This window comes from Ruegeria marisflavi (genome assembly GCF_025673445.1).
Classification (GTDB): domain Bacteria; phylum Pseudomonadota; class Alphaproteobacteria; order Rhodobacterales; family Rhodobacteraceae; genus Ruegeria_B; species Ruegeria_B marisflavi.
Genome location: NZ_JAOVQN010000002.1, coordinates 197,586 through 224,093, shown reverse-complemented (window position 1 = coordinate 224,093; position 26,508 = coordinate 197,586). Strand labels below are relative to the sequence as shown.

Sequence of the window (26,508 nt, the reverse complement as noted above, 5' to 3'; positions counted from 1 at the left end):
TCACAGCTTTTCCAGCGCGCGCTCTATTTCCTGCATCAATCCAGTCACTTCGGCATGGGCCGGGCCCTTGGGCGCCTCCAGCGCGGCGCGCCCCTGCCCCAATGTCTCGGCATAGACCACGCGGTTCGCCATCACCGCCTGCGCCAGTTCCGCCTTCATCTCACCGGCCTTGGCCGCCACATCCTGTGCCAGCCGGGTTCCCGGGCGGTTGCGGGTCAACACCATCAGCGCGGGCTTTTCCTCGCGCTCGGCCAGGTACAGCACCATTTCCACCGCCCACAGGTCCAGATGCGAGGTCGCCACCGGGATCAGCACCAGATCGGCCTCGCGCAGCGCAGGGCGCAGATCGCTGTCGGCCTTGGGCGGAGTGTCGATGATGACGATGTCATGCTCCTTGGCCAGTTTGCGCACCTCGTAACTCACGCCCCAGGCCGAGGCGGTAGAAAACTCCAGCCCCGGCTCGCCGCCCGCCTCGAGCCGCGCCATGAACCAGCGCCCGGCCGACCCCTGCGGGTCGGTATCCATCAGCGCAACCCGTTTGCCCGCGCGAGCAAAGGCAACGGCCAGATTGACCGCCAGCGTGGTCTTGCCCGACCCGCCCTTCTGTTGCGCGACCGTGATCACCTGTCCCATGGGGGCCCTCCATCATGCCGCATTGCAGCATAGAGGTCCAACCGCAGAGCACAACGGCGATTCGCCCCTTTCTCCTGCGGCATGGCGGCCCGATAGCCCATCCTAACGCTTCGTTAACCAATCGCGGCAAGGCTGAGACCAGAGGGACGCAATGGGACGGGTGCTGCTTGCCTTATGGATCTACCTCGTCGTGGCCGGTCAGGCCGCGGCGGGCGCGTGGCTGCGCGAGCACGGCACCGGGTTCACCTCGGCCACCGCCACACTCTACCGGTTCAACGGCATCGTGGATTACAAGACCGCGGTCTATGGCGAATGGGGCGTGGCCGATCGCTGGACTCTGGGTTTCGACGTGAACGAACAGCCCGGACTGGCCGGTCACGCCCTGCTGTTCCTGCGCTATCCACTGGCGGACCTGGGTTCGCGCGGGCGCATTGCTGTCGAGGCAGGCGTGGGCGGCCATCACTGGCTGGGCGCGTGGAGCCCGATGACGAAACTCACCCTGTCTTATGGCAAAGGTCTCGATTCCCGCCGGGGACACGGCTGGTTCGCCGCCGACGCCGGGTGGGAACGCCGATTTGGCACCGCGACAGAGATTTTCAAGCTCGATTTCACCGCGGGCCTTTCTACACCGCGCAGCATCGACCCGATGCTGCAACTGGAAACCGCCTATGTCTCCGGCCTGCCGGTTTTCTGGACCCTCACGCCCGCGCTGCTGATCGACGCGGGCAAGGGCGGCACCTGGGTGGTCGGGCTGGAACGGAAATCGGACCTGCCCGGCACCATCGGGCTGAAACTCGGCTTCTGGCGCAGTTTCTGACCCCCCGACGGGGCAATGGGGGCTGCGCCTGCACGCAGCCCCGGCACGCACCCCGCGCTTACTTGTCGGCGCGGACCGTGGCGATGACCGTGCCCTTGACCGGCTCGCTCCAGCGCAGCCGGATCATGTTCTGCCCCGCCCCCTGCTGCGCCTGTGCATAGGGCGCAAGGTACCGCACCGCACCGCCGGAATCGGTCAGCGCCCCCTGAGCAACCACCGCCTGAATACCCCGGCTTTCGGCGCCAAAGGGCAGCTTGCCCTCGGTGTCGATCAGCCAGTTATCTGACGCGGTTGCCTGCTGATACTCCAGCCGCAACGGGTTTTCCGACTGGACGCTCACCCCGTGATACATGTTGCCCTCGAAAATCAGGTTCTTGGTCCGGTCGTAATTCAGCCCCGAGAAACTGGTATCGACCCGGTCAGCCCGGTCGATATAGCCGTTGATCGAGCGGAACTTGTTACCGGTCACCGTCATGCCGTTGATGAAATGGCCCACACCATGCGGCTTGATCACCACATAACTGAACCAGGGCGCTACCTCTCCCGACAAAAAGATATTGTCGGTGATGCTCATCGAACTGAACGAGAACCCGCCGCTGAAATCGGGATTGGCGTCCTGTTCGTTGGTCCATTCAAAGCTGCAATTGTCGACATAATTCTCGGCGAAGGTGCAGCTGGAATAGGTACCGATGATGACGATCCCCGCCGTGCGCGGCCCGTTCGGCACAGCATCCCCCTGGAAGAAGTGATTGCCCAGGATCATGTGGTTCTGCCCGGCCATGACGCCAAAATGAAGGAAATTGGTCGCGCGGTTGTGGCGCAGCTTGACGTCGTTGGCATTGACGTTGAACGCGATCGAGGTGCGGTCGGCAACATTCGCCCCCTCTTCCGAGGACAGAAACTGGCACCCGTCGATCAGCATCCCCTGGCAACCGCCCCCGATCGAGGTGATGCCGCGATCCTTGGGCCGGCTGATGAAACAGTCGAACAGCGCAAATGTCGCGCCCGCCGGGGCCAGCTTGATGCCGCTACAGGTGTTGTTGCACTGGAACTCGATGTTCTGCATGTTGAACTTCGACAGAGAGCTGAAGCCGCTGAAATCCAGCATGTATTTGTAATCGTGAAAGGTGAAGACCTGCGTGCCCGCCGCATCGTAGAGCCCGGCGTTCAGCGTGATTTCTCCGGCGCCCACGTTCTTTGACCGCACATAGATCTCGCGCCCCACACCGGCCCCGGTGACCCGTGCGCCGACCGGAATGTTGGCGACATTGGCAACATTGATCAGGGTGCGCTGGTTCGCCGGATTATAGGTCGCCAGCGAGGTATAGGTCTGGGTGTCCCAGGCCGGTCCGCCCACCGCCTCCAACTGCCCGTTGCGGATCACCCGCCGCGTGGAATAGCTGTTTCGGTTCGGCACCGCCGCCTGCATGTCGATTGGCGCGGTGATCGTCACCTTGCGCCCGCCCAGGTCCAGCGACTCATGATCGACCCCGTTCAACAGCGCCTGGAACGCCTTGCGAAACGCGGTCTCCTCGTTGCCAAACGCGGTGATATAGGCCGGCAGGTTGTAGTTCTTGGTCAGGATCAGCATCTTGTCGACCGGCATCGACACCGTGCCCTCGAACTCGATCTCGGACTGGATGTTGACCGTCTCGCCCAGGAAATAGCTGCCTTCGGGCACAAACACCCGCCGCCCGGCCGCCGCCGCGTCTGCCGCTTCAAACGCGGCCGCATTGTCGGTCACCCCGTCGCCCACCGCGCCATAGTCGCGCACATCCACAAGGCTCAGCATGTCGCGCAGGAACACGCCGGTGACATCGGTAATCTCGATATCGTCGATCCGCACGATGCCGCCGCTCGGCCCTTCCAGGTTGATCCCGAAATGACCGTAGATCACCGTCCGCCCCCAGGGCATGTCGACGCCGCCGCGATTGCCCGAGCCGACGATGCCGGTCACCTCGACCACCTGACCATAGGTGGTCAGCGTCACCGCAGGGGCAAGCTCGGTCACACCCGTCACATGGGCGCCCCCCGCGCCACCGGCCCAGCCCGCCACCCGCACACTGGGCAGGTTGCCGCTGATCGCCTTGACGCGCACCTTGACCTGCAAGTAACAGCCCGGCTGCAACGGCGTCTGCCCCATGTAACGCAGCTTTTGTACCGAACTGGTCTTTTGCAGCTCCAGACAACCGCCGAAATCCGCGTCCGCTGGCACGAATGCGGCATTGGGCGCGCCGTCATAGGTATCCGATCCCGGTGTGCCGTCGCCGCTCGACCAGACATCCAGCCCCAGCTGGAAGGCGGGCGGCATAAAGTTGATGCCCTCGGTGATTGCTTTGTTCATCCAAATCCCTTTCCCAATCGCGCCGCAGACCACCTGCCCTGGCGCATGCATGTGACGGGTCCGGGTCGCCCCCGAACGCGCCATATCGCTAAAGGAAAGGAATTAACCGGCGCTCAGGGCACCGTGACGGTGGTGTTGCCTCAGGCTGACAGGCCAGGCGCCTTCAACACCTGCACCGCGTTGATCTTCCAGCCGCTTTCCAGCTGGATCATCTGGTAATCCAGGTAATGCACCGCACCATACGCATCGGTGATCCGCACCGTCTGCCACAGCGCGCCGTCTTCCTCGTGCAGCTCCAGAAAGGTCACATCGGCGGGCCGCCACACCATCGGATAGCCGCCCCGCACCATCGCCCCGAAATTCTCGGGCGTGCGAAAGATGTCTCGAATTGTCGGGCTGGCAAAGCTGAAGGCCGTTGTAAAATCATCTGCCAGAAAGGCGTCGATCTGGCGGCCAATGACGGCCTCGATCTCGTCGCTCTGGGCCGCGGCGGGGCCAGCCAGCCCGGCCCACAAGGTCAGAATGAACAGCAATTGGCGCATGGCGTCTCTCCCGGTTCGCTGCCCAGTACTACGCGTCGCGGCGCTGTCCGGATCAGTCCAGATCGGTCCAGGGCCAGGGTTTGACCTCGCTGGCCGCAGTCTGGAACCGCGCCGCCTTGGCGATCCAGATGCCCAGGTCAGTGCCGAAATCGGCAAGCCGTGCATTCGGCTGGCCCTTGCTGACGGCCATGATGATGAACTGCACCACCGTGACCACTGCCAGGATGGTTTGAGCCAGATTGATCATGATCGCAATCAGGATCATGTGCAGCAGCCTCCACCAAAGGCTGTCGCGCTGTTCGGGCTCGTGCTGTTCGCCGTGCACGCGGCCTTCGAATTTGTCTTCGTCCGACATTGGCATGCTGTCCTCCGCGTCTGTGATGCTGCGGAGCCTAACACAGAAAACGGCGCCCGCCAGCGGGCGCCGCCCTGTTCACTGCAAACCGCCTCAGGCCAGCTCGCCCGCCAACGCCTTGTCGATCAGCGCGATGGTCTCGGGGATGCCGTAAAGCGCGATGAACCCGCCAAAACGCGGGCCCTGCGACGCGCCCAGCAGCACCTCGTAAAGCGCCCCGAACCAGGCGCGCAGCGGGTCGAACCGGTCGCGGCCCACCGCATAGACGATGGATTGCAGCGCCTCGTCCTCAACCGGTCCGTCATAGGCGGCCAGTTGCGCGCGCAACTCAACCAGCGCCTCGCGCTCGGCCTCGGTTGGCGCCCGGTAGACCCGCGTCGGCTTGACGAAATCGTTGAAATATCGCACCGCGAACCCGGCCGCCTGGTCCAGATCGGGAAGGCTTTCGGCGCTGGCCTCGGGCGCATAGCGGCGGATGAAGCCCCACAGCGCCTCCTTGTCCTCGGCCCCCGACACGCTGGCCAGGTTCAGCAGCATCCCGAACGGCACGATCAGGGTCGAGGCCGGCACATCGCCACCATGGATATGCCAGACCGGGTTGTTCAGCTGCGCCGCCAGATCCTGGGTCGGATAGGCGCGCAACTGCTGGTGATACTCGTCCACCGCCTTGGGGATCACGTCGAAATACATCCGCTTGGCGGTCTTCGGCTTCTGGTACATGAAATAGGCAAGGCTTTCCGAACTGGCATAGGTAAGCCATTCGTCGATGCTCACCCCGTTGCCGCTCGACTTGGAAATCTTCTGCCCGTTCTCGTCCAGAAACAGCTCATAGGTGAAATGCTCGGGCGCGGGCACGCCCAGAACCCGGCAGATGCCGTCATAGATCGGCGTATTGGTCGAGTGATCCTTGCCGTACATCTCGAAATCGACGCCCAGCGCCGCCCAGCGCGCGCCAAAATCGGGCTTCCATTGCAGCTTCACGTTGCCGCCTGTCACCGGCAGCGTCCATTCGCGCCCGTCCTCGTCGTCAAAGGTGATGGTGCCATCCTTGGCGTTCACCTCTTTCATCGGCACATACAGAACCCGCCCCGTCTCGGGGTGGATCGGCAGGAAAATCGAATAGGTCTGCTGCCGTTCCTCGCGCAGCGACTTCAGCATGATCTTCATGATGTCGTCATAGCGTTCCGCCGCACGCAGCAGGATCTCGTCGAACTGGCCCGACTTGTAGAACTCGGTCGCCGAATAGAACTCGTACTCGAACCCGAATGTATCCAGGAACCGCCGCAGCATCGCATTGTTATGATGGCCAAAGCTTTCATGGGTGCCGAACGGATCGGGCACCGAGGTCAGCGGCTTTTGCAGATGCTCGCGCAGCATTTCCTGGTTGGGCACGTTGCCCGGCACCTTGCGCATGCCGTCCAGATCGTCCGAGAAACAGATCAGCCGGGTCGGAATATCGCTGATCTCATGGAACGCACGACGGATCATTGTGGTACGCGCCACCTCGCCGAATGTCCCGATATGCGGCAGGCCCGAGGGGCCATAGCCGGTCTCGAACAGGACATACCCCTTCTCCGGCGGCGCCTTCTCATAGCGTTTGAGCACCCGCCGCGCCTCTTCAAAGGGCCAGGCCTTGGACGCAAGGGCGAGTTCACGCGAGTTGGACATGTCGGTCTCCATCGGGGGGTATCCGGGCGCCCCATGCGCCCTGTCCGGCTGTCCTATTGTGCCAGTGCAGCATGAGTCAATAAACCGGTGCCTTTTCTGCCCTATTTCCGGGCATTTTCGGCGGTCCAGTCCAGGATTCCCCGAACCTGCGGGTCCGCCGCCAGCCCGTCGCGCGCCGCCATGAAATAGCCGCGGGCCGACACCGCCTCTGGCCCCTCCAGCCGGACCAGCGCACCGGTGTCCAGAAAACTGTTCAGCACCCCGTCCCAGCACAGGCACACCCCCTGCCCGGCGAGCGCCGCATTGACCAGCATCGCGTAAGAGTTGAAATCCAGCACCCGCGCCCCCGCCGGCATCTCTGCCCCGACCGAGCGGAACCAGCTCGGCCAGTCGTGCCACTGGCTGCGCGCCGCCTCCATCGTCAACAGGGTCATGCGGGCAAAATCATAGGCATCGCCGCTCATCCCCCGCCGATCCAGATAGAGCGGGCTTGCCGCCGGGAACACGCCATCGCCCAGAAGTCGCACCTCTCCGGCATCCTCCGCCAGCCCGAACCGGATCGAGATATCGCCGGGGCGCTGCGGCTCACCATACTCCTGACTTATGATGCGGATCGTCACCTCGGCAAAAGTGTCCTCCAGCTCTCCCAGCCGGGGGATCAGCCAGAACGCCACCAGCCCCGAGGGCGCGGTGATTGTCACCACCTTGCCCCGTGCCGCCTGCCGGATTTGCGCCGCAGCGGTTTCGATCTGCCCGAACCCGCCGCGCAAGGCCCGCAGCAAGTCCTTGCCATGCTGCGTCATTCTCACCGGTTTGTGACTGCGGTCGAACAGGGCACAGCCCAAATCCGCCTCCAGCGCCGCGATCCGTCGCGACACCGCGGGCTGCGACACGTTCAACTCGGCCGCCGCCGCCGTCAGTGTACCATGGCGTGCCGCCGCATAGAATGCCGTCAGCCCGGAAAAGCCTGGAAGCCGCTCCATCTATCATAACCTCACCGTATAATCATGTGCATCTTTACGCGATTGCTTGCGCCCGGCAAGCGGCTGTATTGCTGCCCCAGAACAAGGAGCCCGCCATGACCGACCTTCTCGACAGCTTCGCCGCCGAAATCGGCACCGCAACGCCGCTTCATCAGGCCAGCAACCTGCCGCATGCCCCGCTGGCGGTCGATGCTGCCCATGTGCCGCTCTCCGGCGGCACCGACCCGACCTATGGAGAGGTGCGCTGGCGCACGCTGATCAACGGCACCCCCGAGGCGCCCCGCGATCTGGTGCTGGGCCTGGCCGAGTTCGGCCCCGGCGACCGCCTGCTGCCGCACCGTCATACCCCGGCGGAATTTTATCTGGGCGTCCAGGGCTCGGGCACCGTCACCATAGACGGCGTGCCGCATCACATCGCGCCCGGCATCGCGCTTTACATCCCCGGTGATGCCGAACATGGCACCGTCGCCGGCCCTGAAGGTCTGCGTTTCGCCTATGGCTTCGCCTCCGCCGGGTTTGAAAGCATCGAATACCGCTTTACCGCCAGCGCCTGATTGCCGCAAACCGGGCCGCGCGCTAGCGGTTGAACCCAAGACGCGCGCCCCCTATCCTGCACCGCAGCACAAACGCAGGCAGGACACCACCATGAGCGACCAACTCCCCCACCCGATGACGCCCCAGGATTGCCTTGTCGCGATCATGATGGCCGTCTCCGCCTCGGACGAGAACATCCGCACCGCCGAACTGGTCAAGATCCAGTCGGCCGTGAACATGCTCCCGGTCTTCGCCGATTACGACATCGACCGGATGAAACAGGTCAGCCAGGTGGTATTCGACCTCTTCGAACAGGAAGACGGACTTGATGCGCTCTTCGGCCTGATCCGCGACAACCTGCCCGAGCGGCTGTTCGAAACCGCCTATGCGCTGGCCTGTGACGTGGCCGCCGCCGACGGTCAACTGGCCGAAACCGAGCTGCGCCTGCTGGAAGAGATCCGTTACGAGCTGAACCTCGACCGCCTGCACGCCGCCGCGATCGAACGCGGCGCCCGCGCCCGCCACGTGGTCTGATCCGCGCCTCAACTGCCGTAGATCGCGCCCCAGCGTTCAATCAGCTCCTGTTGCAGTTTCTTTGACCGCACATTCCAGCCGCGCGCGCCCTCGGGGCGCTCGCGGTCCTCGGGGCGGATGCGCGCGCGCCGGTCGAAATCGGCGCTGAAAATGGCAAAGGCCAACACGGTGCCATCCGCCGCCGTCATGAACCCGCCCAGCCCCGAGACAAAATTCAGCGTACCCGTCTTGGCGACCACCCGGATCGGATGATCCCGGACCACCCGTCCCTTGGCATCGCGCATCGGGATATCCTTGAGCAGCCCCGGCAGCGTCCCGGCCTTGCCCGCCTGCGCCAGCGCCGCCGCCAGCCCGCGCGGTGTCATGCGCGACGCCTCGCCCAAGCCGGAATGGTCCACCAGGCTGGTGCCCGCCATGCCGTAACGCTCGGTGGCCCAGGCGCTCATCGCCTGCCCCGATTCCCTCAGCGTACGCGGCTGCCCGCCGCGCGCGATCGTCGCCGCCAGCCCGACCATCTCGGCAGTCAGGTTGGTCGAGAACTTGAGCATGTCGCGCAGGATCTCGCTCAGCGGCTCACTGTCATGATGCGCCAGCATCCGCGCGCTTGCGGGCAGGCTGCGGATCACCTCGACCTTGCCCAGAACCACCCCGTTCGACCGCGCCAGCGTCTGGAACACGTCCCCGGCATACAGCGCGGGCTTGCGCACCGGCAACCAGCGCGAGCCATCCTGGCCCAGCGCCTTGCCTGCAACCGTCCAAGCGTCGACGCGCTGATGCTGCTCGTAGGTATAGATCGGCAGCGCCCGGTTCACGACCTTCATCTCGGCCATCGCCACCGCCGGCCTGATCTTGTCGCTGCGCGCATCCATCGCGACGGACCAGCCCTTGCCCGCCCGCTTCCACTCGAAATGCACCCGGTTGAAATTCAGCGCGATCCCCGACACCGCCGGGCTGTATCCCACGTGATCGGGTTGCTCGGGGTCGATGCTGAACACCTCGGGCAAGGCCCCGTCATATACCTTGAATCCGCCGCGCACCTCGCGCAGGCCCGTGGCCTTCATCGCCCGCGCCAGGCTGGCAAGCGCATCGGTATCCAGCACCGGATCACCGCCCCCCGCCAGAATCAGGTCTCCCTTCAGCACCCCGTTTTCCACCGGACCATCCGCCAGCACCCGCGTGCGGAACCGGTGCGACGGCCCCAGCGCCTCCAGCGCGTAAAGCGCGGTCAGCGCCTTGGCCACGCTCGCGGGCGGCAGTCCGGTCGCGCCCTCGACCGCCTCCAGCTCTTCGCCGGTCCGGGCATTGACCACGGCAAAACCGACACGGCCCGACAATCCCGCCCGCGCCAGCACCGCCTCGGGCCGGGTCACGCCGCTAGCGTCGAACGGGCGCAAGGGCGGACGCAGCGAGGTGGCGGGCGGCGCCGCAAGCCCGGCAACCGGGGTCAGCGCCGCGCCGAGTCCGGCCAGAAATACACGTCTGGAAACACGATCAACCATACGCCCATAAAAGCGCAGCGCAGACAGACGCACAAGTGATCCTTTGCGGGCTTTTCGTCCGGTTTCCGGCATGTTACCGGGCAAACATGGGCCGCGCCGTTCTGATCATGTTCCTTGCCATGTCGCTGATTCCCGCCGGGGACATGGCGGGCAAGCTCCTGACCGGTCAACACGGGGTCTCGCCCGTCTTTATCGCCTGGTCCCGCTTTGCGTTGGGGCTGCTCGTGATCCTCCCCTTCGTCCGCGCCCCGGCGCTTGCGCTGCTGCAGGACTGGCGCGTCTGGCTGCGCGCGCTGTTGCTGGCCGGAGGCATCCTCTCGATCCAATCGGCGCTCAAGACAGAACCGCTCGCCAATGTCTTTGCCGCCTTTTTCGTCGGCCCGATCCTCAGCTATGCGCTGTCCGCGCTTTGGCTGCGTGAACCGGTGACATGGACCCGCTCTGCCCTGATGCTGGTGGGATTTTTGGGCGTGCTGCTGGTGGTCCGTCCCGGGTTTGGCGGCTCTCCCGGCCTGCTGCTGGCGCTGCTCGCGGGCTGTTTCTACGGCGCCTTCCTGACGGCCTCGCGCTGGCTCAGCCACCTCGGCACACCGCTGGCGCTCAGCTTCTCGCAACTGGCCATCGCCGGTCTGGTGCTGACCCCCTTCGGTCTCGCCAACCTGCCCGCGCTCGACATAGAGACCGCCGGGTTGACCCTGGCCAGCGCCATGGGCTCGATGCTGGGCAACCTGCTGTTGCTGGTGGCCTATGCCCGCGCGCCCGCAACCCGGCTGGCCCCACTGGTCTATTTCCAGCTTATCGCCGCTGCCGGTCTTGGCTGGGCGGTGTTCGGCGACCTGCCCGATCTCTGGACCTGGGCGGGCCTGTCACTGGTGCTGGGCGCCGGTCTCGTCTCGGCGCTCCTGCGCCGCTGACCAGCCCCCCGCCGCCCGGATCCGGGTCGAGCTGACATCGACCATCGGCACATTGACGAAACACCAGGCAGGCGCCTGCGACCGGCCCAGCAGATGCCGCGCCTCTCCGTCGATGCGATAGGGCGCATAGGCCCGCGCCGCCGGTGACATCCTGGCCGAGATCCGGTCGCCCGGCCGTGCCAGCACACCCACCGGCACTGTCTCAATGATCTGCCGCCAATCCTTCCAGCGGTGCAGCTGCGCCAGATTGTCCGCCCCCATCAGCCAGACAAAGCGCACCCGGGGATAAAGCCTCCGTAGCGCCGCGATCGTGTCCGCCGTGGCCCGCGTACCCAGATGCGTCTCGATATCGGTGACATCGACCCGGGGGTGTCGCATCATCGCCCGCGCGGCCTCCATACGCCGGTCCAGCGGCGCCGGTCCCCGCGCCTTCAGCGGGTTGCCCGGCGTCACCAGCCACCAGACCCGGTCCAGCCCGAACATCTTCAGCGCCTCGCGCGTCACATGCACATGACCCGCATGCGGCGGATCAAACGACCCGCCGAACAGCCCGATCACCTGGCCGGGCCGCGCATATGGAAACCCTTGTCTCATGAAGGCCTTGCTTGGCGCCTGTGCAGCGCCTTGTCAATCGGCAGGCCGCACCGCATCGCCCAGCCCGATCAGGCCCGGCTCCAACACCTCGGCGCACCAGCCGCCATGCCCGCGCACCGCCGAATAGCCGCCGGGACCAAATGTCTCCTCCATCCGAGAACAGGGCGCGCAGACCACCGTCAGCCGCAACACCGCCCCACCCAGCCGCAAAGGCCGATCCTTGAGCGCCGCCAGATTGATCCCCTCGACCACGATATTGCGCCGCAAATCGAACGGAGAAACGGCCCCGCGCCCCAGATACGACCCGATCGCGCTCAGATGCTCGCCCTGCACCAGCGTCACCGCCCGCTTGCCGGGCCGCCCGTGATCCCCCGCCAGACCGCCGACCTCGACCTGCGCCTTGTCGACCGCCACCAGTGCCGCTCGCCGTTCAGGTCGCAGCCCGATCCACGCCACCCACCCCGGCTGCGCCCAGCCCGCGATCAAGGATTTCAGATCCGTCATCAGCGCTCTCCCGCCATCTCGTGCAGCTCCAGATCCGGCAGCCGGTCCAGCGGATAATCGGAATGCAGGGTCCAGATATTCTCTTGATCCAGCGTCAGCGGCCGCAAGGTCCCGCCCGGAAAGGCCCGCGTTCTGAGGGTCAGCGCCATATCCGACATCACCCCCGGATTGTCCCGGAAATACGAATGCCCCAATCCACCCGCGCCCTCGACCCGGATAAAATGCACCAACCCCACCTTGCGCAGCGACGCCAGCTCGCCCGGTGCGAAATCGGATGCGTCAAGCCGCCCGAACCGCGCCTCCTGCGTCAGGAACGACGAATAGGCCAGCGCCTGATCCCTGGGGTTGATATAGACACTCACCTGCTCGAACGCCTCGGAAAACCGCTCGGATATCAGCCGCTGCCGCACCGTACCCACGTCCAGATCCGGCGCCGCCAGGATCAGCGTGCCCGTCTTCATCGTCAGCTTGGGCTGATTGCCTCGCGCCCGCTCGCGGATCACCAATTCACGCAGGGCCGAGGTTGCCACATCCGTGCCCCGCGAATGGGCGACGATGTCGATCTGCTCCACCTCGGGGACCGAGGCCAGCAGATCCAGCACCTCCTTGAAATGATAGACCGAGAAATCGCCCGACTCGCTGTCACGGAAGTACTTGAGCAGCCCCGGATTATTCGCAGGCCAGGAAAACGCCATCGGGATCGACCGGCACCCGGCATAATGCCAGACATTGGCCAAGGTCGTCAGAGCCTCGGGGAAATCATTCGCAAACCCATGCACATAGATCAGCACCGCACCGGTGCCACTGCGCCGCACCTGCGCGCCCATCATCTCGCGGAACCGTGCGGCATAGGCATCGTAGTCGCGCTGTGCCCGCGCCTCGGTCACCACCCGCCCCTCGCGCCGCTCGGCGGGCAGCGGCGAGCGGGCAAACCGGATCTCGTCGCGAAACCCCGCCACGCTCAGCCGCGGCGGCCGCCGTCCCGGACCGGCCTTGGTCAGCTCCACCAGCTCCGGCCAGCTTGCCACTCCGTCAAAGGACACCGTGGCCCGGCCAAAGGCCAGGCTGTCGGACCGCTCCGAGAGATATTCCACCCGCCCGTTCTCGCTCAGGTCCTGGCTGCGATCCGTCGCATAAAGAATCTCTGGCGTGACCGAGCGATAGAACTCAGGCACCTGCCCCGCTTGATAATTTCGCCCCTCAGCATAGACATTGGGCACCCGCGCCAGTCGGTCGGGCCGGGTACCGCAGGCCCCCGCGACAAGGCAGGAGAGAACCGAGAGGGCGAACAACCGCCGGTCAGGCCGGATTGCGTGGGGCACGGGCGCGGTCTCCTTTCGACCACCGATAAGGGATCAACAGCACAAAACCCCAAATCACAATTGCGTTTGCGCCACGCCGCGAGGCGCATTGCCCCCGCCCCCGCCATTCGCTATCACACCGGCCAACCCGATTTCCCCGACCCAGAGGATACGACATGGCCGCCTATCAATATGTCTACCACATGCAGGGTGTCTCCAAGACCTACCCCGGTGGCAAGAAATGCTTCGAGAACATCCACCTGAACTTCCTGCCCGGGGTCAAGATCGGCGTGGTCGGCGTCAACGGCGCCGGTAAGTCCACCCTGATGAAGATCATGGCCGGCCTCGACAAGGATTTCACCGGCGAAGCCTGGGCCGCCGAAGGCGCCAAGGTCGGCTATCTGCCGCAGGAGCCGCAGCTCGACCAGACCCTGACCGTGCGCGAGAACGTCATGCTGGGGGTCAAGGCCAAGAAGGACATCCTCGACCGCTACAACGAGCTGGCGATGAACTACAGCGATGAGACCGCCGACGAGATGGCGCAATTGCAGGACCAGATCGACGCCGAGAACCTCTGGGATCTCGACAGCCAGATCGACGTTTCGATGGAGGCGCTGCGCTGCCCCCCCGACGATGCCGAGATTGCCAATCTCTCGGGTGGCGAAAAACGCCGCGTCGCGCTCTGCAAGCTCCTGCTCGAAGCGCCCGACATGCTGCTGCTCGACGAACCGACCAACCACCTCGACGCCGAGACCATCGCCTGGCTGCAACAGCACCTGATCGACTACAAGGGCACCATCCTGATCGTCACTCACGACCGCTACTTCCTGGACAGCATCACCGGCTGGATCCTGGAGCTCGACCGCGGCCGCGGCATCCCCTACGAGGGCAACTATTCCTCGTGGCTGGAGCAGAAGGCCAAGCGCCTGGAGCAGGAAGCGCGCGAGGACAAGGCCAAGCAAAAGACGCTGGAACGCGAACTGGAATGGATGCGGCAGGGGCAAAAGGCCCGCCAGGCCAAATCCAAGGCCCGGATCCAGGCCTATAACGAGATGGCCAGCCAGTCTGAGCGGGAAAAAGTCGGCCGCGCCCAGATCGTCATCCCCAATGGCCCGCGCCTGGGCTCCAGGGTGATCGAGGTCAACGGCCTCAGTAAACACATGGGCGACAAGCAGCTGATCGAGGGTCTCGACTTCTCGCTGCCTCCTGGCGGCATTGTCGGCGTCATCGGCCCCAACGGTGCCGGTAAATCGACGCTGTTCAAGATGATCACCGGGCAGGAAAAACCCGACGCTGGCAGCATCGAGATCGGCGATACGGTCAAGCTCTCCTATGTCGACCAGTCGCGCGACGACCTCAAGGACAACGACACCGTGTGGGAGGCGATCACCGGCGGTGCCGAGCTGATCCAGCTGGGCGATGCCCAGGTCAACAGCCGCGCCTATTGCTCGTCCTTCAACTTCAAGGGCGGTGACCAGCAGAAAAAGGTCTCGCTCTTGTCGGGCGGGGAACGCAACCGCGTCCACATGGCGCGGCTCTTGAAAGAGGGGGGCAACGTCCTCCTGCTCGACGAACCGACCAACGACCTCGACGTCGAAACCCTGCGCGCGCTCGAAGACGCGCTGGTCGATTTCGCCGGCTGCGCCGTGGTCATCTCGCACGACCGCTTCTTCCTCGACCGCATCTGTACCCATATCCTCGCATTCGAAGGCGACGCCCATGTTGAATGGTTCGAAGGCAACTTCGAGGATTACGAAGAGGACAAGAAACGCCGCCTGGGACCGGACGCGCTGGAGCCCAAGCGATTGAAGCACAAGAAATTCGTGAGGTAAGTCGTGTCCTGACTTATCGGATGCGTGCGCGGAAGTCGCTTTTCGCGGAACACCGTAGGGTGGGCAGCTCTGCCCACCACTCCCACTCGTACACGGTGGGCTAGATTGCCCACCCTACGTCTACGTCCTCTAGGTCCGAACGCGCTGGAACCCAAGCGGTTGAAGCACAAGATGCTTGTGAGGTAAATTACGCCGTGACCTGTCGGACGGGTGGTGTGAATGTGGGCGGAACGCTCTAATTGGTGGTAGTTTGCGAGGCGATACGTGAGCATCTTAATTTCTGTTTACGGCGCTATTGTTTCAACAGCGTTGGCTGCACTAACCATCTATCGACATTTTAAAGATCAAAAGTTTCTGATCACGTCCATTGACGTGACAAATGACGAAAATGGAAACGATGTTTTTGAAGTTTAGGTAATGAACAATGGCTCAGGACCTGTGAGCATTAGAGAGTTGTGGGTCGGACATGGAAAGATCGAAGGACAGCTATCGCCGGCAAGATACGGCCTTACAATATGGAACTTCCTGCACCCGCGCTTGCTGGAACCTGAAGCCATGAATATGGATTTTGGAAGTGCATATGGAAAAGATGGGTATATTATTAAAATTGATCCGGGTTCGGCAAGAAAGTGGGAAATTGAAATAAAATCACTTCAAGAGGCATACAAAGAAAGGATTTTGTTCTCCAAGGATTTCAACAAGAAATATACCCATGATGATGCAAAATACCGCTTTGCTTTGAGAATCCGCCATACACGTTGGAAACACCCGACTGTGTTGGCACTTGAGCCAAGAAACACCGAATTGCTACCAGGAAATCAAACGTATCTACCAAATTTCACCTATTGCGACGAAAACATCGAACAAGATTTCTGAGCAAGAGCATGGTGGGTTTTCAACCCACCCCCTGCCCTAACGACTAACGTACGGTGGGTTGAAAACCCAGCCTACAAAAGCTCTCCAAACCTGCCATCGGGTATCACACCCGACAAATCCGCTTCGACCCGCCTGGCCCGATTGTCCCGGTGGATAACGAATAGGTCCAGCCAACCGGCCGATCGTGCCGGAGGTCCACCCGCTCCACCAGCCGCGCTTCGCAAGCGCTTCGGTGGCAAAAAGGGGCACCAGAAACCCTGGGTCTGATGCCCCATGCCGTGCCGAAACCGTACCGCAACACCGTCATCGGCGGCCCGCGATGGCGCAGCCTTGTCGCATTGCGCGCCGGTTACCGCTCGGAAATCTTGTACAAAACGGTCAATCCACCCGTGGAACCCAGTACAAAACGGTCAAAACACAAGGTATCATATCCGATCAGACCACGACGAAATCCCTGCGATTAACACATTTTCAACACATTCCTTTGTAAACTCCTAAAGCATTCAGCAGCTTGCAACAGGCTGCTCCACGACAATGTCTAAGGAGGCAGAATGGCTTGGGTCGGAATTGTTCTGGGAACGCTCGCGGGTCTTGTTATCAGCATTTCTGCCTGTGTTTTCTGGGAGTTGCCGTTCTGGGCAGGCTTGCTGCTGTATCCCGCCATCGGCTCATCGGTCGCCATCTCTGTCATTCTGGTGCTGTTTTTGCGCGGCGAACACACGCCTGACGCCGACCCGATCAGCGACGCCAGGACGGTTGCAGGCTAACACGCCAGACAGCGGATTTAGAAAGCGGTTCCGGGTTTAAAACCAAGCCTTTTCAATATCATAGCCGCTGGGCAAAAGCCCGTGACCGAGGACTGAATCAGGTTCACACCAATGAACACGGTGAACCACATCCACAACGGCGACACCAGCGTGGTCAGCAACACGCTAAGCAGAACCATGAAACCAGCAAACATCATCACGGCACGATCGAGGGTCATTCTTCCAACTCCTGAATACCACCGGACACCCTGCCCGGCCTTGACCTCAATGTAATCCGAAACCCAATCACATTCAAGTATAAGAATGTAAGATCAGCCCTGGACCCAACTGACGATCTGCCCTACCCGCATCGCGCCCGACTGCCTCTTCTTTTCCTTGCCGCGTTCAAAGGCGACCATGGTCGGAATTCCCCGGATTGCATATCGACCACCGGTCGACTGGTGTTTTTGGGTGTCAAGCTTGACCAGCCGTGCCTGCCCCGCAAGGGTGCCTGCCGCCTTGGCATATTCGGGACCCATCATCTTGCACGGTCCGCACCATGGCGCCCAGAAATCGACAACCAATGGCAAGTCGTCGTTTTTCTTTGCTTTTTCCAGAATTGCCGGATCAACATCCACTGCTTGCCCGGTCACCAGACCCTGGCCGCATTTGCCGCATTTGGCCCCGTCCGTCAGCCGTTCCTCTGGCACCCGGTTCAATTGCCCGCAGGCCAGGCAGGTCAAAGTTTTGTCACCCATGTCGCGCCTCCGACGTTCACATTCGAAAATTGACATAGGTTTTGAATGGTGAGGCCGCAAGACCTCACCCTTCTTGCGCGTTACGCCGCCAGACGCTGTGCCGCCGATGGGACGACGGGTTTTCCCGGACCACCCGGCAAGGGCACGATCTCGGCGCCGGGTTTCCTTGCCCGCTGCAACAGGCGCCGGGAAAGGACCCAGACCACGGGCACCATGACCGCCCCGACTGTCAGCCCCAGACCCGTCCCCAGAGCATCCGGCCACAACAGACCGGCTGTCAGATAGCCCGCTCCGACCGGGGCGAGAGAGGTCGAGAGCAGCGACGCGGCCGAGGCGAACAACTGCCTGTGCGCCCACTTGGGCCCGTCCGGATCGTGCGCAAGACCATATGCCCAGGCATAGACAAGCACCGCCAGCGACAAACCGGCAACGCCCACCAGAATCTGCATGATATTCTCCAAGCTCAGGGCGCCGGATACCCGTCGGGTCCACTCTGGCCCGTCACACTGAGTCGGGCGCCCGAGTGTGAAGCATATCGCTTTCCCACCCTTGGAAAAGTGGGATATTGCACGGAGTCAAAGGCTGGCAAATTTCGGCCGCGGCCTCATGCATCGACCTGTCTCGGGCGCCCCTGTTCGTCGATCGCGACAAAGGTGAACATGGCCTCGGTCACCTTCTCCCGAACCCCATAACGATCGCGCAAGACCCAGGCTTCGATCTCGATGGCCAGGGACGTGCGCCCGATACGCGCAACCTGACAGTAGATGCACAGGACATCCCCGACCCGCACCGGGCGGATGAATTTCATCGCATCCACCGCGACGGTCGTCACCCGCCCCGCAGCCCGGGCGCCTGCGGTAATTCCGGCAGCAATGTCCATCTGGCTGAGCACCCAGCCGCCAAAAATGTCGCCATTCACGTTGACATCGCGTGGCATTGCCAAGGTTCGCAGTGTCAGGTCTCCGTTGGGTTGATTTTCCGACATTCTCCGTCCCTCCAGATGCTGCGATGCGGCTACAGACAATCTAAACCGATTTGTCGGATCCTGCACAATGAAGATCACGAAGCTGAGACAAGGACTTTCAAAACACAGGTCAGGTATCAGATGAGCAACATGACACCTTTTGTTCGTATCCTTCTCCCCGGGCTCATGCTGGTTGGAGCCGCCTTTGCGATCCAACTGACCGGGCTGGCACAGCGGCTGGGCGCGCATCCCTGGTGGGCGCACAAGGTGATCTGGGCCGGGATCCCCTTGGGAATTGGCCTTGCGATGACGGCCTGGGTGCTGCGGATCCCACGGAACACCCGGTTCATCGGCTTCACCCTGTTTGCCTTCTTTGCCTTTGCCGTGGCCAAGGCGGGAAAACTGCGGTTTGCCGCATCCTTCGCCGAAGACGCGCTGGCCGGACAGGCCTGGTATCTTGGCTGGCTGGCAACCTGTGCCCTGACCGCAGCCGCTGTTGCATCACTTTTTAGATACGACCGTCAAACACATTGACCCAGTCACGTCATCGCCCGAAAATACCCCAGAACTTGGCAAACAGGAGGGTATTGATGTTCACGCGACGCGATTTCCTTGCGACAGCAACGGCGGTAGCCGGAGTGCACTGGGCCATTCAGGCTGATGCGCAAGCGGCATTCGATCCGACCCCACAGGAAGTGCGCATCAAGAAAGAGTTCGAACCAGGGCTTTTGATGATCCTGCCGCGCTCGTTCTACCTGTATCTCGTGACCGAACCGCGAAAGGCGATCCGGTACGGGTGCGGCGTTGGAAAGGCCGGGCTGGAGTTCACTGGCAGCGCCACGATCGACGTGAAAAAAGAATGGCCGACCTGGCGCCCCACCCAAGAGATGATCGAACGCGATCCGCGAACATATGCCAAGTTTGTCGATAACGACTATGTGCAACCCGGAGGGCCGGGAAACCCGCTGGGCGCCCGGGCGCTCTATCTCTTCCAGAATGGTGTCGACACCTATTTCCGTATCCATGGCACCACGCAGCCGGAAACCATCGGTCAGGCCGCGTCGAACGGTTGTATCCGGATGCTGAACGAACACGTGATCGACCTGTACGCCCGGGTGCCGCTTGGAACCAAGGTGAACGTGCTGTGACTGGATATGGCGGCGGCCGCCGGGCAGTGCCGGGTTACCGCGTATCTTGAGGGGACTGTGCGATTTTTCTTGAAAAATGAGGAATCCGGCTGCATTTCTTATTTCTGCAAAGTTACGCTATCGACCTCACTGCTCCCTGACAGGCTCAGTTTTCGATGTTGCACTGACCGAGCCGACCTGCCGCACGTCGCGGGCAGAATAGACTACAGGAGATGAGGACGATGGCCACCGGCACCGTCAAATGGTTCAACACCACCAAGGGCTTTGGGTTCATTGCCCCCGAAGGCGGCGGAAAGGACGTATTCGTCCATATCTCGGCCGTAGAACGTTCGGGGCTTACCGGGCTCGCAGACAATCAGAAGGTCAGCTATGAGCTGAAACCTGGCCGGGACGGCCGGGAATCGGCAGTTGACCTGAAACTGCTCTAAGCAGAACACACGACCAAGGGTCCGCCTGACCGGGCCCTTGGCACCATCTTGTTGCCGTTCTTGCCGTTTGCACGTGCCCACATGGTGCGGGCGCAGGCGGCTTGGTCAGTTCTCCGCCCGTTCGATGAGCTCCAGCACCGCAGGCCCTATGGCCTCGACGATCCGGCTGACCCCTTCGGCATTCGGGTGAATGCCGTCACCCTGCATCAGCCCGACAAAACTGGTCGGATCCTCACCCAGAGCCGAAAAGAAACTGGGCACGTACAGCGTATCGAACTGATCTGCGAGATCGGGGTAGATCGCATCGAACGTGTTTTTGTACTCCACCCCGTAATTGCCCGGCGCTTGCATTCCGATCAGCAACACGGCAACGTCGGCCGATTGCGCGGTGTTCAGAATTTCGGTCAGATTTCGACGGGTCATGTCCGGTGCAAGACCGCGCAACAGGTCATTGCCGCCCAAGGTGACGATCAGCCCGTCGACCTCTGGCGTCAGCGTCCAGCCGATGCGGGCGGCGCCGCCTGCCGAGGTATCGCCGGATACGCCAGCATTTATCAGGGTGACATCCGCCCCCTTGGCGCGTGCCCAGTTCTGCAATTGGGGGACAAAACCGTCATCGACTGGCAGTCCGTAACCCTGGGTCAGGCTGTCGCCCAATGCCGCGATCACGACCGGTTCGGCGGCGACTGGGACAGCCCCAACACCCAACATAAGCCCAAAAAGAACCTTGCGCATGCCAGCCTGTACTCCATATCCCATTGTGATCCTTAACGAAGGCCTGCCCATGAATGACCACGCCATATCCCTAGAAGATGCCCGTTTGTCGTTCGATGGCAATGCAGGTCACGTGGATATTCTCCATGGCATCACGCTGAGCGTGCCAAAAGGGCAGACTCTGGGCCTTGTCGGCCCGTCCGGATCCGGCAAATCCTCGATCCTGATGCTGATGGGGGGCTTGGAGCGGGCAACCGGCGGGTGCGTCCGGGCCTTGGGCAAGGATCTGAACGATACGGACGAGGACGCGCTGGCGCGTTTTCGCCGGGGGTCGATGGGGATCGTGTTTCAGAACTTTCACCTGATTCCGACGATGACCGCGCTGGAAAACATTGCCACGCCTCTTGAACTGGCGGGCCGGAGCGATGCGTTTTCGCGGGCAGAGGCCGAGTTGGAGGCGGTGGGGCTCAAGCACCGGGCGGGGCACTATCCGGCTCAGCTCTCGGGCGGCGAGCAGCAGCGCGTGGCCCTGGCGCGGGCCGCGGCCCCTCGGCCCGCGATCCTTCTGGCCGACGAACCGACAGGCAACCTGGACGAGGCCAACAGCTCCGCGATCATCGAGATGCTCTTTGGCCTGCGCGACAGGCATGGATCGACCTTGGTTCTGGTCACGCATAGCGATGCGCTCGCCCGCCGGTGCGACCGGATCGTGCGCATACGCGATGGCCGCATTGTTGCGGATTCCACCACCGAGGCGGGCGTATGAGCCTGCGCCTTGCGGCTCGGCTGGCGCGGCGGGACCTGCGTGGCGGCGTGCGCGGATTCCGCATCTTTCTGGCCTGCCTTGTTCTGGGTGTGGCCACCATCGCCATCGTCGGTTCGGTGCGCAGTGCGATTCAGACCGGTCTTGCGCGCGAGGGGGCAGCCCTGCTGGGTGGCGATGCAGAGATGCGGTTCACCTATCGCTTTGCCACCGATGCGGAACGGGACTGGATGGCAGGCACGGGCGCCGAGATATCGGAACTGGTGGATTTCCGGTCGATGGCCGTTGTCGGATCGGGCGATGCGGCAGACCGAGCCCTGACCCAGGTCAAGGCGGTTGACGCGGCCTATCCTTTGTTGGGGCAAGTGGTTCTGGATCCGCCCATGCCGCTCGCCGATGCATTCGCTACGGTCGACGGGCTGCCTGGCGCGGCGATGGAACGCGCGCTGTCTGACCGGCTGAACCTGAACCCGGGCGACAGGTTCCGGTTGGGCGAGCAGGAGTTTGTCCTGCGCGCAACAATCCGCAGTATTCCCGACGGACTGGCGGACGGGTTCGCGCTGGGCCCGCGCACGCTGGTCCTGTCGGGTGATCTTGGCAGTTCGGGCCTGCTGCAACCGGGCACGTTGTTCACGACAAAATACCGGTTGCGCCTGCCTGAGGGGGCCGATCTGCGCCAGACCGCGGACGAGGCCAAGAGCCAGTTCACCGAAACCGGTATGCGGTGGACCGACGCCCGGAACGGCGCCCCGGGGATTGCCGATTTCACACGGCGGCTGAGCGCCTTTCTGATCCTCGTAGGCCTGTCCGGCCTTGCGGTCGGTGGCGTCGGGGTGTCGGTTGCCGTGCGGACCTATCTTGCCGACAAGACCGCCACCATCGCGACCTTGCGGACATTGGGGGCGGACAGGCGGACGATCTTTCAGCTGTATTTCCTGCAAATCGGCGCGCTTTCGCTGTTGGGGATCGTTCTGGGGCTGGTGCTTGGCGGGCTGGTGCCGGTGCTGCTGGCGCCGTTGATCACGGCGCAGCTACCGGTACCGGCCGTTTTTGCGATCTACCCCGCCCCGCTGGGAGAGGCCGCGATCTATGGTCTGCTGACGGCTTTCATCTTTACGCTCTGGCCGCTGGCCCGGACAGAGGACATTCGCGCCGCCACCCTTTTTCGCGAGGCGCTCAGCCAGGCGTCATGGTTTCCGCGCTGGCCGTATCTGCTGACAATTCTGGCGGCACTGGGTCTGCTCGTCGGATTGGCGATGTGGTTCAGCGGGTCGGCCCGGCTGACGCTCTGGACCATTGGCGGCTTGTGCGGCGCCTTGGTCCTGCTGTCGCTGGCGGCCGGCGCCGCGCGGTTCCTGGCCCGGGTCGCGGCCCCGTTGGTGCGCGGAAAACCGGCGATGCGCTGGGCTCTGGCGGCCATTTCAACCGGGCGCGGCGGCGCGTTCCCGGTCATGCTGTCGCTGGGTCTGGGGCTGTCGGTTCTGTCCGCCGTCGGACAGATCGACGGCAACCTGCGCGTTGCCATTTCCGGCAACCTGCCGGATGTGGCGCCATCGTACTTTTTTGTCGATATCCAGAAGGACCAGATCGACGGGTTCAACGCGCGGCTGGACGAGGATCCGTCTGTGACCCGCGTTGAGAGCGCACCCATGCTGCGCGGCGTCATCACGCGGATCAACGGCCAACCGGCGCAAGAGGTCGCGGGAAACCACTGGGTGGTGCGCGGCGACCGGGGGATAACCTATGCCGAAGCGCTGCCCAAAACCACCCGGTTGACCGCCGGGGAGTGGTGGACCGCCGGATACACAGGCCCGCCCTTGATCAGCTTTGCCGCCGAAGAGGCAGAAGAACTGGGGCTGCACCTGGGGGACACGCTGACGGTCAACATCCTGGGCCGGGATATCGAGGCCACGATCGCGTCATTCCGCGAAGTGGATTTCTCGACCGCCGGTATGGGGTTTGTCATGACCATGAACCCCGCCTCGGTCGCCGGTGCCCCACACAGCTATATCGCCACGGTCTATGCCGAGGAGCGGGCCGAAGCCGCGATCCTGCGGGACGTGGCATCGGCCTATCCCAACATCACCGCAATCCGCGTCCGCGATGCCATCGACCGGGCATCGGACGTGCTGGCGGGGCTGGCGACAGCGACCTCTTACGGGGCCGGCACATCGCTGCTGACCGGGTTTCTGGTCCTGATCGGCGCGGCCGCCGCTGGCCAGGGGGCGCGGCTCTACGAGGCCGCGGTCCTGCGCACCCTGGGGGCGACGCGCGGGCTTATCCTGTGGAGCTTCCTGCTGCGCAGCGCCCTGCTGGGGGCTGTCGCGGGCGCGATTGCCCTGTCGGCCGGGCTTCTGGGCGCCTGGGCGGTTGGTACGTTTGTCTTTGAAACCGGCTTTACGATCATATGGCCTTCGGCCCTGATGATCGTGGCTGGTGGAGTCATCGTGACAACGGCTGCCGGGCTGATCTTTGCCTGGCGGCCGCTGGCTGCCCGCTCTGCGGCAGTGCTGCGCGCGCGCGAGTGATTATCGGGCGCACACGACGGGATTGAGGATCTTCAGCAAGTCGGTGTTGTCACAGACCAGCGCATCCAGGGTGATCTCGTCCAGCGAGGCATAGAACGCCTGTGCCGCATCCCTGAGCGCCAGTTTCAGGCGGCAGGCATCGGTCAGCGGGCAGCTGTTGTCGGCATCGGCAAAACATTCGACCATCGGCAGGTTGCCTTCGACATGGCGAAAGACCTCGCCAATGCGGATCGCATCCGAGGGCATGCCCAGGCACATCCCGCCGTTGCGGCCACGCTGCGTGTTCAGATAGCCAAGCTGGCTGAGCTGGTTGATCACCTGCGCCAGATGGTTTTCGGAGATGTTGCAGACTTCGGCGATTTCAGACTTGGTGACAAGCCGACCCTGATGGGCGGCGCAATACATCAACAGCCGAACGGCGATGTTGGTCCGCTTGGTGATGCGCATGTGGGTTCCTCCCCAATGGGATATTCGATGCAGGTTTATTGCACATCCCCGGAAAAACCTGTTTGACATACATCAATTGCTTGTTTTTCCGGAATGGACGATGCCAGACCCTTATTTCTTTGGCTACGGCAGCCTGGTGAACCTTACGACGCATGATTTTCCCGACCCGCGACCGGCGCGGCTGAAGGGATGGCGGCGGGGATGGCGGCACACCGATCTGCGCCAGGTGGCGTTTCTGACGGCCACCCCCGATCCCGATTGCGAGATCGAAGGTATGATCGCCCATGTTCCAAATGACGACTGGGCGGCGCTGGATGCGCGCGAATGGGCCTATGACCGGGTTCCGGTGACCGGCGCGGTGTCACATGACCTGACCCGACCGGTCGACATCGCCGTTTATGCGGTGGCCACCGAAAAACAGAGCCTGCCCAGCACGCGGCACCCCATCCTGCTGAGTTACATCGACGTGGTGGTCCAAGGGTACCTGCGCCATTTCGGAGAGGCCGGGGTAGAGCGTTTCTTTGCCACGACAGACGGTTGGGAGGCGCCGATCATCAACGACCGCGCGGCGCCCCGCTATCCCCGGCATCAGGTCTTGAAGCCGTCCGAGACGGCGCTTGTCGACAGCCATCTGGCGGCGGTTTCGGCGACCATCGAAACCATGGCCTGAACGCGGCGGGCATAACAGCCCACCGCTTTTTTTCTTCGCTCCAAACCTAGCCGCGGGCGCGGATGACTTGCAGCAAGGGCAGCAGCGTTGCCATTTCCGGGCCCCGCTCCATCCCGGTCAGTGCCTTGCGCAGGGGCATGAAGAGGAATTTTCCCTTGCGGCCCGTGGCCTCTTTCACGGCCTGTGTCCAGGCCGCCCAGGTCCCGCCGTCGAACGGACCCTCGGGCAGCAGCGCCATGGCCTCGGCGATGAAGGCGCGGTCCTCGTCCTCGATCAGAGGTTCGGCGCCGTCGCGGCACAGGATCCACCAGCCTTCGAGATCGTTCAGCGTCGTGATGTTCTCGCGCGCCATGGACCAGAACGCCTCGGCCAGATCCGAGGAAACACCGGCAGCGGCCACGGCATCGGCGACCGATGACAAAGGCAGCCCCTGAAGGTAGCGGGCGGTCAGCGGGAACAGGTCCTGCACATCGAACTTGGTTGGCGCGGCCCCGAACCGGGTCACGTCGAACCCTTCGATGAGCTCGGCCATGTCGTTCCGCATCTCGACCGGATCGGCCGATCCGAGCCGCGCCATCAGGCTGAGCAGGGCCATCGGCTGCACCCCCTGTTCGCGCAGGTCGCGCAGGGCCAGCGTGCCGAGGCGCTTGGACAGCGCCTCGCCCTGCGGGCCGGTCAACAGCGAGTGATGGGCGAAACGCGGGTGATCGAACCCAAGCGCCGCCATGATCTGGATCTGGGTGGCGGTATTGGTCACGTGGTCGGCGCCGCGCACCACGTCGGTGACGCCCATATCGGTGTCGTCGACCACCGAGGCGAGCGTATAGAGCACCTGGCCATCGCCACGGATCAGCACCGGGTCGGACACGCTGGCCGCATCGATCGAGATGTCACCCAGGATACCGTCGGTCCACTCGATCCGCTGCTGGTCCAGCTTGAACCGCCAGACGCCATTGCCGCGCTCGGCGCGCAATGCATCTTTCTGCGCCTCGGTCAGGTCCAGCGCGGCCCGGTCATAGACCGGCGGCTTGCCCATGTTGAGCTGCTTCTTGCGCTTGAGGTCCAGTTCGGTCGGCGTTTCGAACGCCTCATAGAACCGGCCCATCTGGCGCAGCTTGTCAGCCGCATCGGCATAGCGGTCCAGCCGCTCGGACTGCCGCTCGACCCGGTCCCAGTGCAGGCCCAGCCATTCCAGGTCCTGCTTGATCGCGTCGACATATTCCTCTTTCGACCGCTCGGGATCGGTATCGTCGATCCGCAGGATGAAGGTGCCGCCCGACTTGCGGGCGATCAGGTAATTCATCAGCGCGGTGCGCAGATTGCCGACATGGATATAGCCGGTGGGCGACGGGGCAAAACGGGTGGTGGTCATGGACATCTCCTGTTGCCGCGTCCCTTGTCACAGAGGCGGC

At 63.2% G+C, this 26,508-nt stretch carries 30 protein-coding genes; 13 read left to right on the top strand and 17 right to left on the bottom strand.

The genetic code is table 11. The features are described from left to right. A complete protein-coding gene (gene parA / locus OEZ49_RS03005) occupies positions 1-633 on the bottom strand; it encodes a ParA family partition ATPase (RefSeq protein WP_263386934.1) in 633 nt (210 codons plus the stop codon). A 151-nt stretch (positions 634-784) separates the two neighbouring features. Between parA and OEZ49_RS03000 the strand changes: the two genes are divergently transcribed. Further along, a complete protein-coding gene (locus tag OEZ49_RS03000) occupies positions 785-1,450 on the top strand; it encodes a hypothetical protein (RefSeq protein ID WP_263386933.1) in 666 nt (221 codons plus the stop codon). Between the two features lie 58 nt (positions 1,451-1,508). On the opposite strand, the gene OEZ49_RS02995 is transcribed toward OEZ49_RS03000, so the two are convergent. From OEZ49_RS02995 to OEZ49_RS02975, 5 genes are all read right to left on the bottom strand, one after another. Beyond that, positions 1,509-3,794: a glycosyl hydrolase family 28-related protein gene (locus OEZ49_RS02995; RefSeq protein WP_263386932.1), complete on the bottom strand. Its 2,286-nt coding sequence runs from the start codon at positions 3,792-3,794 to the stop codon at positions 1,509-1,511. A 140-nt stretch (positions 3,795-3,934) separates the two neighbouring features. Further along, positions 3,935-4,336 (bottom strand): DUF4864 domain-containing protein, encoded by a 402-nt coding sequence (locus OEZ49_RS02990; RefSeq protein ID WP_263386931.1) that lies wholly within the window; start codon positions 4,334-4,336, stop codon positions 3,935-3,937. 52 nt (positions 4,337-4,388) lie between these two features. After that, positions 4,389-4,691 carry a DUF4389 domain-containing protein gene (locus tag OEZ49_RS02985; RefSeq protein ID WP_263386930.1) on the bottom strand — a complete coding sequence of 101 codons (303 nt, stop codon included), beginning with the start codon at positions 4,689-4,691 and terminating at the stop codon, positions 4,389-4,391. 93 nt (positions 4,692-4,784) lie between these two features. Further along, the gene (locus OEZ49_RS02980; RefSeq protein WP_263386929.1) at positions 4,785-6,359 is read right to left on the bottom strand and encodes a lysine--tRNA ligase; all 1,575 of its coding nucleotides are present in this window, start codon (positions 6,357-6,359) and stop codon (positions 4,785-4,787) included. 101 nt (positions 6,360-6,460) lie between these two features. Beyond that, the gene (locus tag OEZ49_RS02975; RefSeq protein ID WP_263386928.1) at positions 6,461-7,342 is read right to left on the bottom strand and encodes a LysR family transcriptional regulator; all 882 of its coding nucleotides are present in this window, start codon (positions 7,340-7,342) and stop codon (positions 6,461-6,463) included. A gap of 95 nt (positions 7,343-7,437) precedes the next feature. Between OEZ49_RS02975 and OEZ49_RS02970 the strand changes: the two genes are divergently transcribed. Further along, positions 7,438-7,896 (top strand): cupin domain-containing protein, encoded by a 459-nt coding sequence (locus tag OEZ49_RS02970; RefSeq protein ID WP_263386927.1) that lies wholly within the window; start codon positions 7,438-7,440, stop codon positions 7,894-7,896. A 91-nt stretch (positions 7,897-7,987) separates the two neighbouring features. Beyond that, on the top strand, positions 7,988-8,410 hold the full coding sequence (locus OEZ49_RS02965) for a tellurite resistance TerB family protein (RefSeq protein ID WP_263386926.1): 423 nt from the start codon (positions 7,988-7,990) through the stop codon (positions 8,408-8,410). An 8-nt stretch (positions 8,411-8,418) separates the two neighbouring features. On the opposite strand, the gene dacB is transcribed toward OEZ49_RS02965, so the two are convergent. Beyond that, entirely contained in the window at positions 8,419-9,909 is a 1,491-nt protein-coding gene (gene dacB, locus OEZ49_RS02960; protein WP_263387072.1) for a D-alanyl-D-alanine carboxypeptidase/D-alanyl-D-alanine endopeptidase, read from the bottom strand. 86 nt (positions 9,910-9,995) lie between these two features. Here dacB and OEZ49_RS02955 point away from each other — a divergent pair, with 86 nt between their 5' ends. Continuing rightward, positions 9,996-10,823: a DMT family transporter gene (locus tag OEZ49_RS02955; RefSeq protein ID WP_263386925.1), complete on the top strand. Its 828-nt coding sequence runs from the start codon at positions 9,996-9,998 to the stop codon at positions 10,821-10,823. On the opposite strand, the gene OEZ49_RS02950 is transcribed toward OEZ49_RS02955, so the two are convergent. From OEZ49_RS02950 to OEZ49_RS02940, 3 genes are read right to left on the bottom strand one after another with little or no spacing between them, the layout of a single operon-like run. Then, positions 10,776-11,417 (bottom strand): nicotinate-nucleotide adenylyltransferase, encoded by a 642-nt coding sequence (locus tag OEZ49_RS02950; RefSeq protein WP_263386924.1) that lies wholly within the window; start codon positions 11,415-11,417, stop codon positions 10,776-10,778. The two genes, OEZ49_RS02955 and OEZ49_RS02950, sit on opposite strands and share 48 nt — an antisense overlap. Positions 11,418-11,450: 33 nt before the next feature. Then, entirely contained in the window at positions 11,451-11,921 is a 471-nt protein-coding gene (locus OEZ49_RS02945) for an MOSC domain-containing protein (protein WP_263386923.1), read from the bottom strand. Continuing rightward, positions 11,921-13,243 carry an alpha/beta hydrolase gene (locus tag OEZ49_RS02940; RefSeq protein WP_263386922.1) on the bottom strand — a complete coding sequence of 441 codons (1,323 nt, stop codon included), beginning with the start codon at positions 13,241-13,243 and terminating at the stop codon, positions 11,921-11,923. The genes OEZ49_RS02945 and OEZ49_RS02940 overlap by 1 nt, the downstream gene beginning before the upstream one ends. A gap of 155 nt (positions 13,244-13,398) precedes the next feature. On the opposite strand from OEZ49_RS02940, the gene ettA reads away from it, so the two are divergent. The 3 genes from ettA to OEZ49_RS02925 all read left to right on the top strand — a co-directional run bounded on the left by ettA (position 13,399) and on the right by OEZ49_RS02925 (position 16,697). After that, on the top strand, positions 13,399-15,054 hold the full coding sequence (gene ettA, locus OEZ49_RS02935) for an energy-dependent translational throttle protein EttA (RefSeq protein ID WP_263386921.1): 1,656 nt from the start codon (positions 13,399-13,401) through the stop codon (positions 15,052-15,054). 417 nt (positions 15,055-15,471) lie between these two features. After that, entirely contained in the window at positions 15,472-15,930 is a 459-nt protein-coding gene (locus tag OEZ49_RS02930) for a hypothetical protein (protein ID WP_263386920.1), read from the top strand. A gap of 551 nt (positions 15,931-16,481) precedes the next feature. After that, complete coding sequence (locus OEZ49_RS02925) at positions 16,482-16,697, top strand: hypothetical protein (RefSeq protein ID WP_263386919.1); 216 nt, start codon at positions 16,482-16,484, stop codon at positions 16,695-16,697. 17 nt (positions 16,698-16,714) lie between these two features. Here the strand turns inward: OEZ49_RS02925 and OEZ49_RS02920 are convergent, their stop codons facing one another. The 4 genes from OEZ49_RS02920 to OEZ49_RS02905 all read right to left on the bottom strand — a co-directional run bounded on the left by OEZ49_RS02920 (position 16,715) and on the right by OEZ49_RS02905 (position 18,419). Further along, on the bottom strand, positions 16,715-16,915 hold the full coding sequence (locus tag OEZ49_RS02920) for a YgaP family membrane protein (RefSeq protein ID WP_263386918.1): 201 nt from the start codon (positions 16,913-16,915) through the stop codon (positions 16,715-16,717). A gap of 93 nt (positions 16,916-17,008) precedes the next feature. After that, positions 17,009-17,434, bottom strand: a complete 426-nt coding sequence (gene trxC, locus OEZ49_RS02915; protein ID WP_263386917.1) for a thioredoxin TrxC — start codon at positions 17,432-17,434, stop codon at positions 17,009-17,011. 80 nt (positions 17,435-17,514) lie between these two features. Next, complete coding sequence (locus tag OEZ49_RS02910; protein WP_263386916.1) at positions 17,515-17,883, bottom strand: hypothetical protein; 369 nt, start codon at positions 17,881-17,883, stop codon at positions 17,515-17,517. 155 nt (positions 17,884-18,038) lie between these two features. Then, the gene (locus OEZ49_RS02905) at positions 18,039-18,419 is read right to left on the bottom strand and encodes an acyl-CoA thioesterase (RefSeq protein WP_164129053.1); all 381 of its coding nucleotides are present in this window, start codon (positions 18,417-18,419) and stop codon (positions 18,039-18,041) included. Between the two features lie 129 nt (positions 18,420-18,548). Between OEZ49_RS02905 and OEZ49_RS02900 the strand changes: the two genes are divergently transcribed. From OEZ49_RS02900 to OEZ49_RS02890, 3 genes are all read left to right on the top strand, one after another. Beyond that, positions 18,549-18,932, top strand: coding sequence for a hypothetical protein (locus OEZ49_RS02900; protein WP_164129054.1), 384 nt, complete (start codon positions 18,549-18,551; stop codon positions 18,930-18,932). Positions 18,933-18,988: 56 nt separating this feature from the next. Beyond that, positions 18,989-19,546: a L,D-transpeptidase gene (locus tag OEZ49_RS02895; RefSeq protein WP_263386915.1), complete on the top strand. Its 558-nt coding sequence runs from the start codon at positions 18,989-18,991 to the stop codon at positions 19,544-19,546. A 221-nt stretch (positions 19,547-19,767) separates the two neighbouring features. Beyond that, positions 19,768-19,974 (top strand): cold-shock protein, encoded by a 207-nt coding sequence (locus OEZ49_RS02890; RefSeq protein WP_164129056.1) that lies wholly within the window; start codon positions 19,768-19,770, stop codon positions 19,972-19,974. 105 nt (positions 19,975-20,079) lie between these two features. Here the strand turns inward: OEZ49_RS02890 and OEZ49_RS02885 are convergent, their stop codons facing one another. Continuing rightward, a complete protein-coding gene (locus tag OEZ49_RS02885) occupies positions 20,080-20,709 on the bottom strand; it encodes an arylesterase (protein ID WP_263386914.1) in 630 nt (209 codons plus the stop codon). 49 nt (positions 20,710-20,758) lie between these two features. Between OEZ49_RS02885 and OEZ49_RS02880 the strand changes: the two genes are divergently transcribed. Next, the gene (locus OEZ49_RS02880; RefSeq protein ID WP_263386913.1) at positions 20,759-21,454 is read left to right on the top strand and encodes an ABC transporter ATP-binding protein; all 696 of its coding nucleotides are present in this window, start codon (positions 20,759-20,761) and stop codon (positions 21,452-21,454) included. Further along, positions 21,451-23,979 (top strand): ABC transporter permease, encoded by a 2,529-nt coding sequence (locus tag OEZ49_RS02875; RefSeq protein WP_263386912.1) that lies wholly within the window; start codon positions 21,451-21,453, stop codon positions 23,977-23,979. Before OEZ49_RS02880 ends, OEZ49_RS02875 begins: the two co-directional genes overlap by 4 nt. On the opposite strand, the gene OEZ49_RS02870 is transcribed toward OEZ49_RS02875, so the two are convergent. Continuing rightward, on the bottom strand, positions 23,980-24,426 hold the full coding sequence (locus OEZ49_RS02870) for an RrF2 family transcriptional regulator (protein ID WP_263386911.1): 447 nt from the start codon (positions 24,424-24,426) through the stop codon (positions 23,980-23,982). 100 nt (positions 24,427-24,526) lie between these two features. Here OEZ49_RS02870 and OEZ49_RS02865 point away from each other — a divergent pair, with 100 nt between their 5' ends. Further along, entirely contained in the window at positions 24,527-25,096 is a 570-nt protein-coding gene (locus OEZ49_RS02865) for a gamma-glutamylcyclotransferase family protein (RefSeq protein WP_263386910.1), read from the top strand. A 46-nt stretch (positions 25,097-25,142) separates the two neighbouring features. On the opposite strand, the gene gltX is transcribed toward OEZ49_RS02865, so the two are convergent. Next, entirely contained in the window at positions 25,143-26,468 is a 1,326-nt protein-coding gene (gltX, locus tag OEZ49_RS02860) for a glutamate--tRNA ligase (RefSeq protein ID WP_263386909.1), read from the bottom strand. Positions 26,469-26,508 lie beyond the last annotated feature (40 nt).

Excerpts from the sequence above, each read along its gene's own strand:
- parA (WP_263386934.1), bottom strand. The coding sequence starts at position 633 with ATGGGACAGGTGATCACGGTCGCGCAACAGAAGGGCGGGTCGGGCAAG.
- OEZ49_RS03000 (WP_263386933.1), top strand. The coding sequence starts at position 785 with ATGGGACGGGTGCTGCTTGCCTTATGGATCTACCTCGTCGTGGCCGGT.
- OEZ49_RS02995 (WP_263386932.1), bottom strand. The coding sequence starts at position 3,794 with ATGAACAAAGCAATCACCGAGGGCATCAACTTTATGCCGCCCGCCTTC.
- OEZ49_RS02990 (WP_263386931.1), bottom strand. The coding sequence starts at position 4,336 with ATGCGCCAATTGCTGTTCATTCTGACCTTGTGGGCCGGGCTGGCTGGC.
- OEZ49_RS02985 (WP_263386930.1), bottom strand. The coding sequence starts at position 4,691 with ATGTCGGACGAAGACAAATTCGAAGGCCGCGTGCACGGCGAACAGCAC.
- OEZ49_RS02980 (WP_263386929.1), bottom strand. The coding sequence starts at position 6,359 with ATGTCCAACTCGCGTGAACTCGCCCTTGCGTCCAAGGCCTGGCCCTTT.
- OEZ49_RS02975 (WP_263386928.1), bottom strand. The coding sequence starts at position 7,342 with ATGGAGCGGCTTCCAGGCTTTTCCGGGCTGACGGCATTCTATGCGGCG.
- OEZ49_RS02970 (WP_263386927.1), top strand. The coding sequence starts at position 7,438 with ATGACCGACCTTCTCGACAGCTTCGCCGCCGAAATCGGCACCGCAACG.
- OEZ49_RS02965 (WP_263386926.1), top strand. The coding sequence starts at position 7,988 with ATGAGCGACCAACTCCCCCACCCGATGACGCCCCAGGATTGCCTTGTC.
- dacB (WP_263387072.1), bottom strand. The coding sequence starts at position 9,909 with ATGGTTGATCGTGTTTCCAGACGTGTATTTCTGGCCGGACTCGGCGCG.
- OEZ49_RS02955 (WP_263386925.1), top strand. The coding sequence starts at position 9,996 with ATGGGCCGCGCCGTTCTGATCATGTTCCTTGCCATGTCGCTGATTCCC.
- OEZ49_RS02950 (WP_263386924.1), bottom strand. The coding sequence starts at position 11,417 with ATGAGACAAGGGTTTCCATATGCGCGGCCCGGCCAGGTGATCGGGCTG.
- OEZ49_RS02945 (WP_263386923.1), bottom strand. The coding sequence starts at position 11,921 with ATGACGGATCTGAAATCCTTGATCGCGGGCTGGGCGCAGCCGGGGTGG.
- ettA (WP_263386921.1), top strand. The coding sequence starts at position 13,399 with ATGGCCGCCTATCAATATGTCTACCACATGCAGGGTGTCTCCAAGACC.
- OEZ49_RS02930 (WP_263386920.1), top strand. The coding sequence starts at position 15,472 with ATGAACAATGGCTCAGGACCTGTGAGCATTAGAGAGTTGTGGGTCGGA.
- OEZ49_RS02925 (WP_263386919.1), top strand. The coding sequence starts at position 16,482 with ATGGCTTGGGTCGGAATTGTTCTGGGAACGCTCGCGGGTCTTGTTATC.
- OEZ49_RS02920 (WP_263386918.1), bottom strand. The coding sequence starts at position 16,915 with ATGACCCTCGATCGTGCCGTGATGATGTTTGCTGGTTTCATGGTTCTG.
- trxC (WP_263386917.1), bottom strand. The coding sequence starts at position 17,434 with ATGGGTGACAAAACTTTGACCTGCCTGGCCTGCGGGCAATTGAACCGG.
- OEZ49_RS02910 (WP_263386916.1), bottom strand. The coding sequence starts at position 17,883 with ATGCAGATTCTGGTGGGCGTTGCCGGTTTGTCGCTGGCGGTGCTTGTC.
- OEZ49_RS02905 (WP_164129053.1), bottom strand. The coding sequence starts at position 18,419 with ATGTCGGAAAATCAACCCAACGGAGACCTGACACTGCGAACCTTGGCA.
- OEZ49_RS02900 (WP_164129054.1), top strand. The coding sequence starts at position 18,549 with ATGACACCTTTTGTTCGTATCCTTCTCCCCGGGCTCATGCTGGTTGGA.
- OEZ49_RS02895 (WP_263386915.1), top strand. The coding sequence starts at position 18,989 with ATGTTCACGCGACGCGATTTCCTTGCGACAGCAACGGCGGTAGCCGGA.
- OEZ49_RS02890 (WP_164129056.1), top strand. The coding sequence starts at position 19,768 with ATGGCCACCGGCACCGTCAAATGGTTCAACACCACCAAGGGCTTTGGG.
- OEZ49_RS02885 (WP_263386914.1), bottom strand. The coding sequence starts at position 20,709 with ATGCGCAAGGTTCTTTTTGGGCTTATGTTGGGTGTTGGGGCTGTCCCA.
- OEZ49_RS02880 (WP_263386913.1), top strand. The coding sequence starts at position 20,759 with ATGAATGACCACGCCATATCCCTAGAAGATGCCCGTTTGTCGTTCGAT.
- OEZ49_RS02875 (WP_263386912.1), top strand. The coding sequence starts at position 21,451 with ATGAGCCTGCGCCTTGCGGCTCGGCTGGCGCGGCGGGACCTGCGTGGC.
- OEZ49_RS02870 (WP_263386911.1), bottom strand. The coding sequence starts at position 24,426 with ATGCGCATCACCAAGCGGACCAACATCGCCGTTCGGCTGTTGATGTAT.
- OEZ49_RS02865 (WP_263386910.1), top strand. The coding sequence starts at position 24,527 with ATGCCAGACCCTTATTTCTTTGGCTACGGCAGCCTGGTGAACCTTACG.
- gltX (WP_263386909.1), bottom strand. The coding sequence starts at position 26,468 with ATGACCACCACCCGTTTTGCCCCGTCGCCCACCGGCTATATCCATGTC.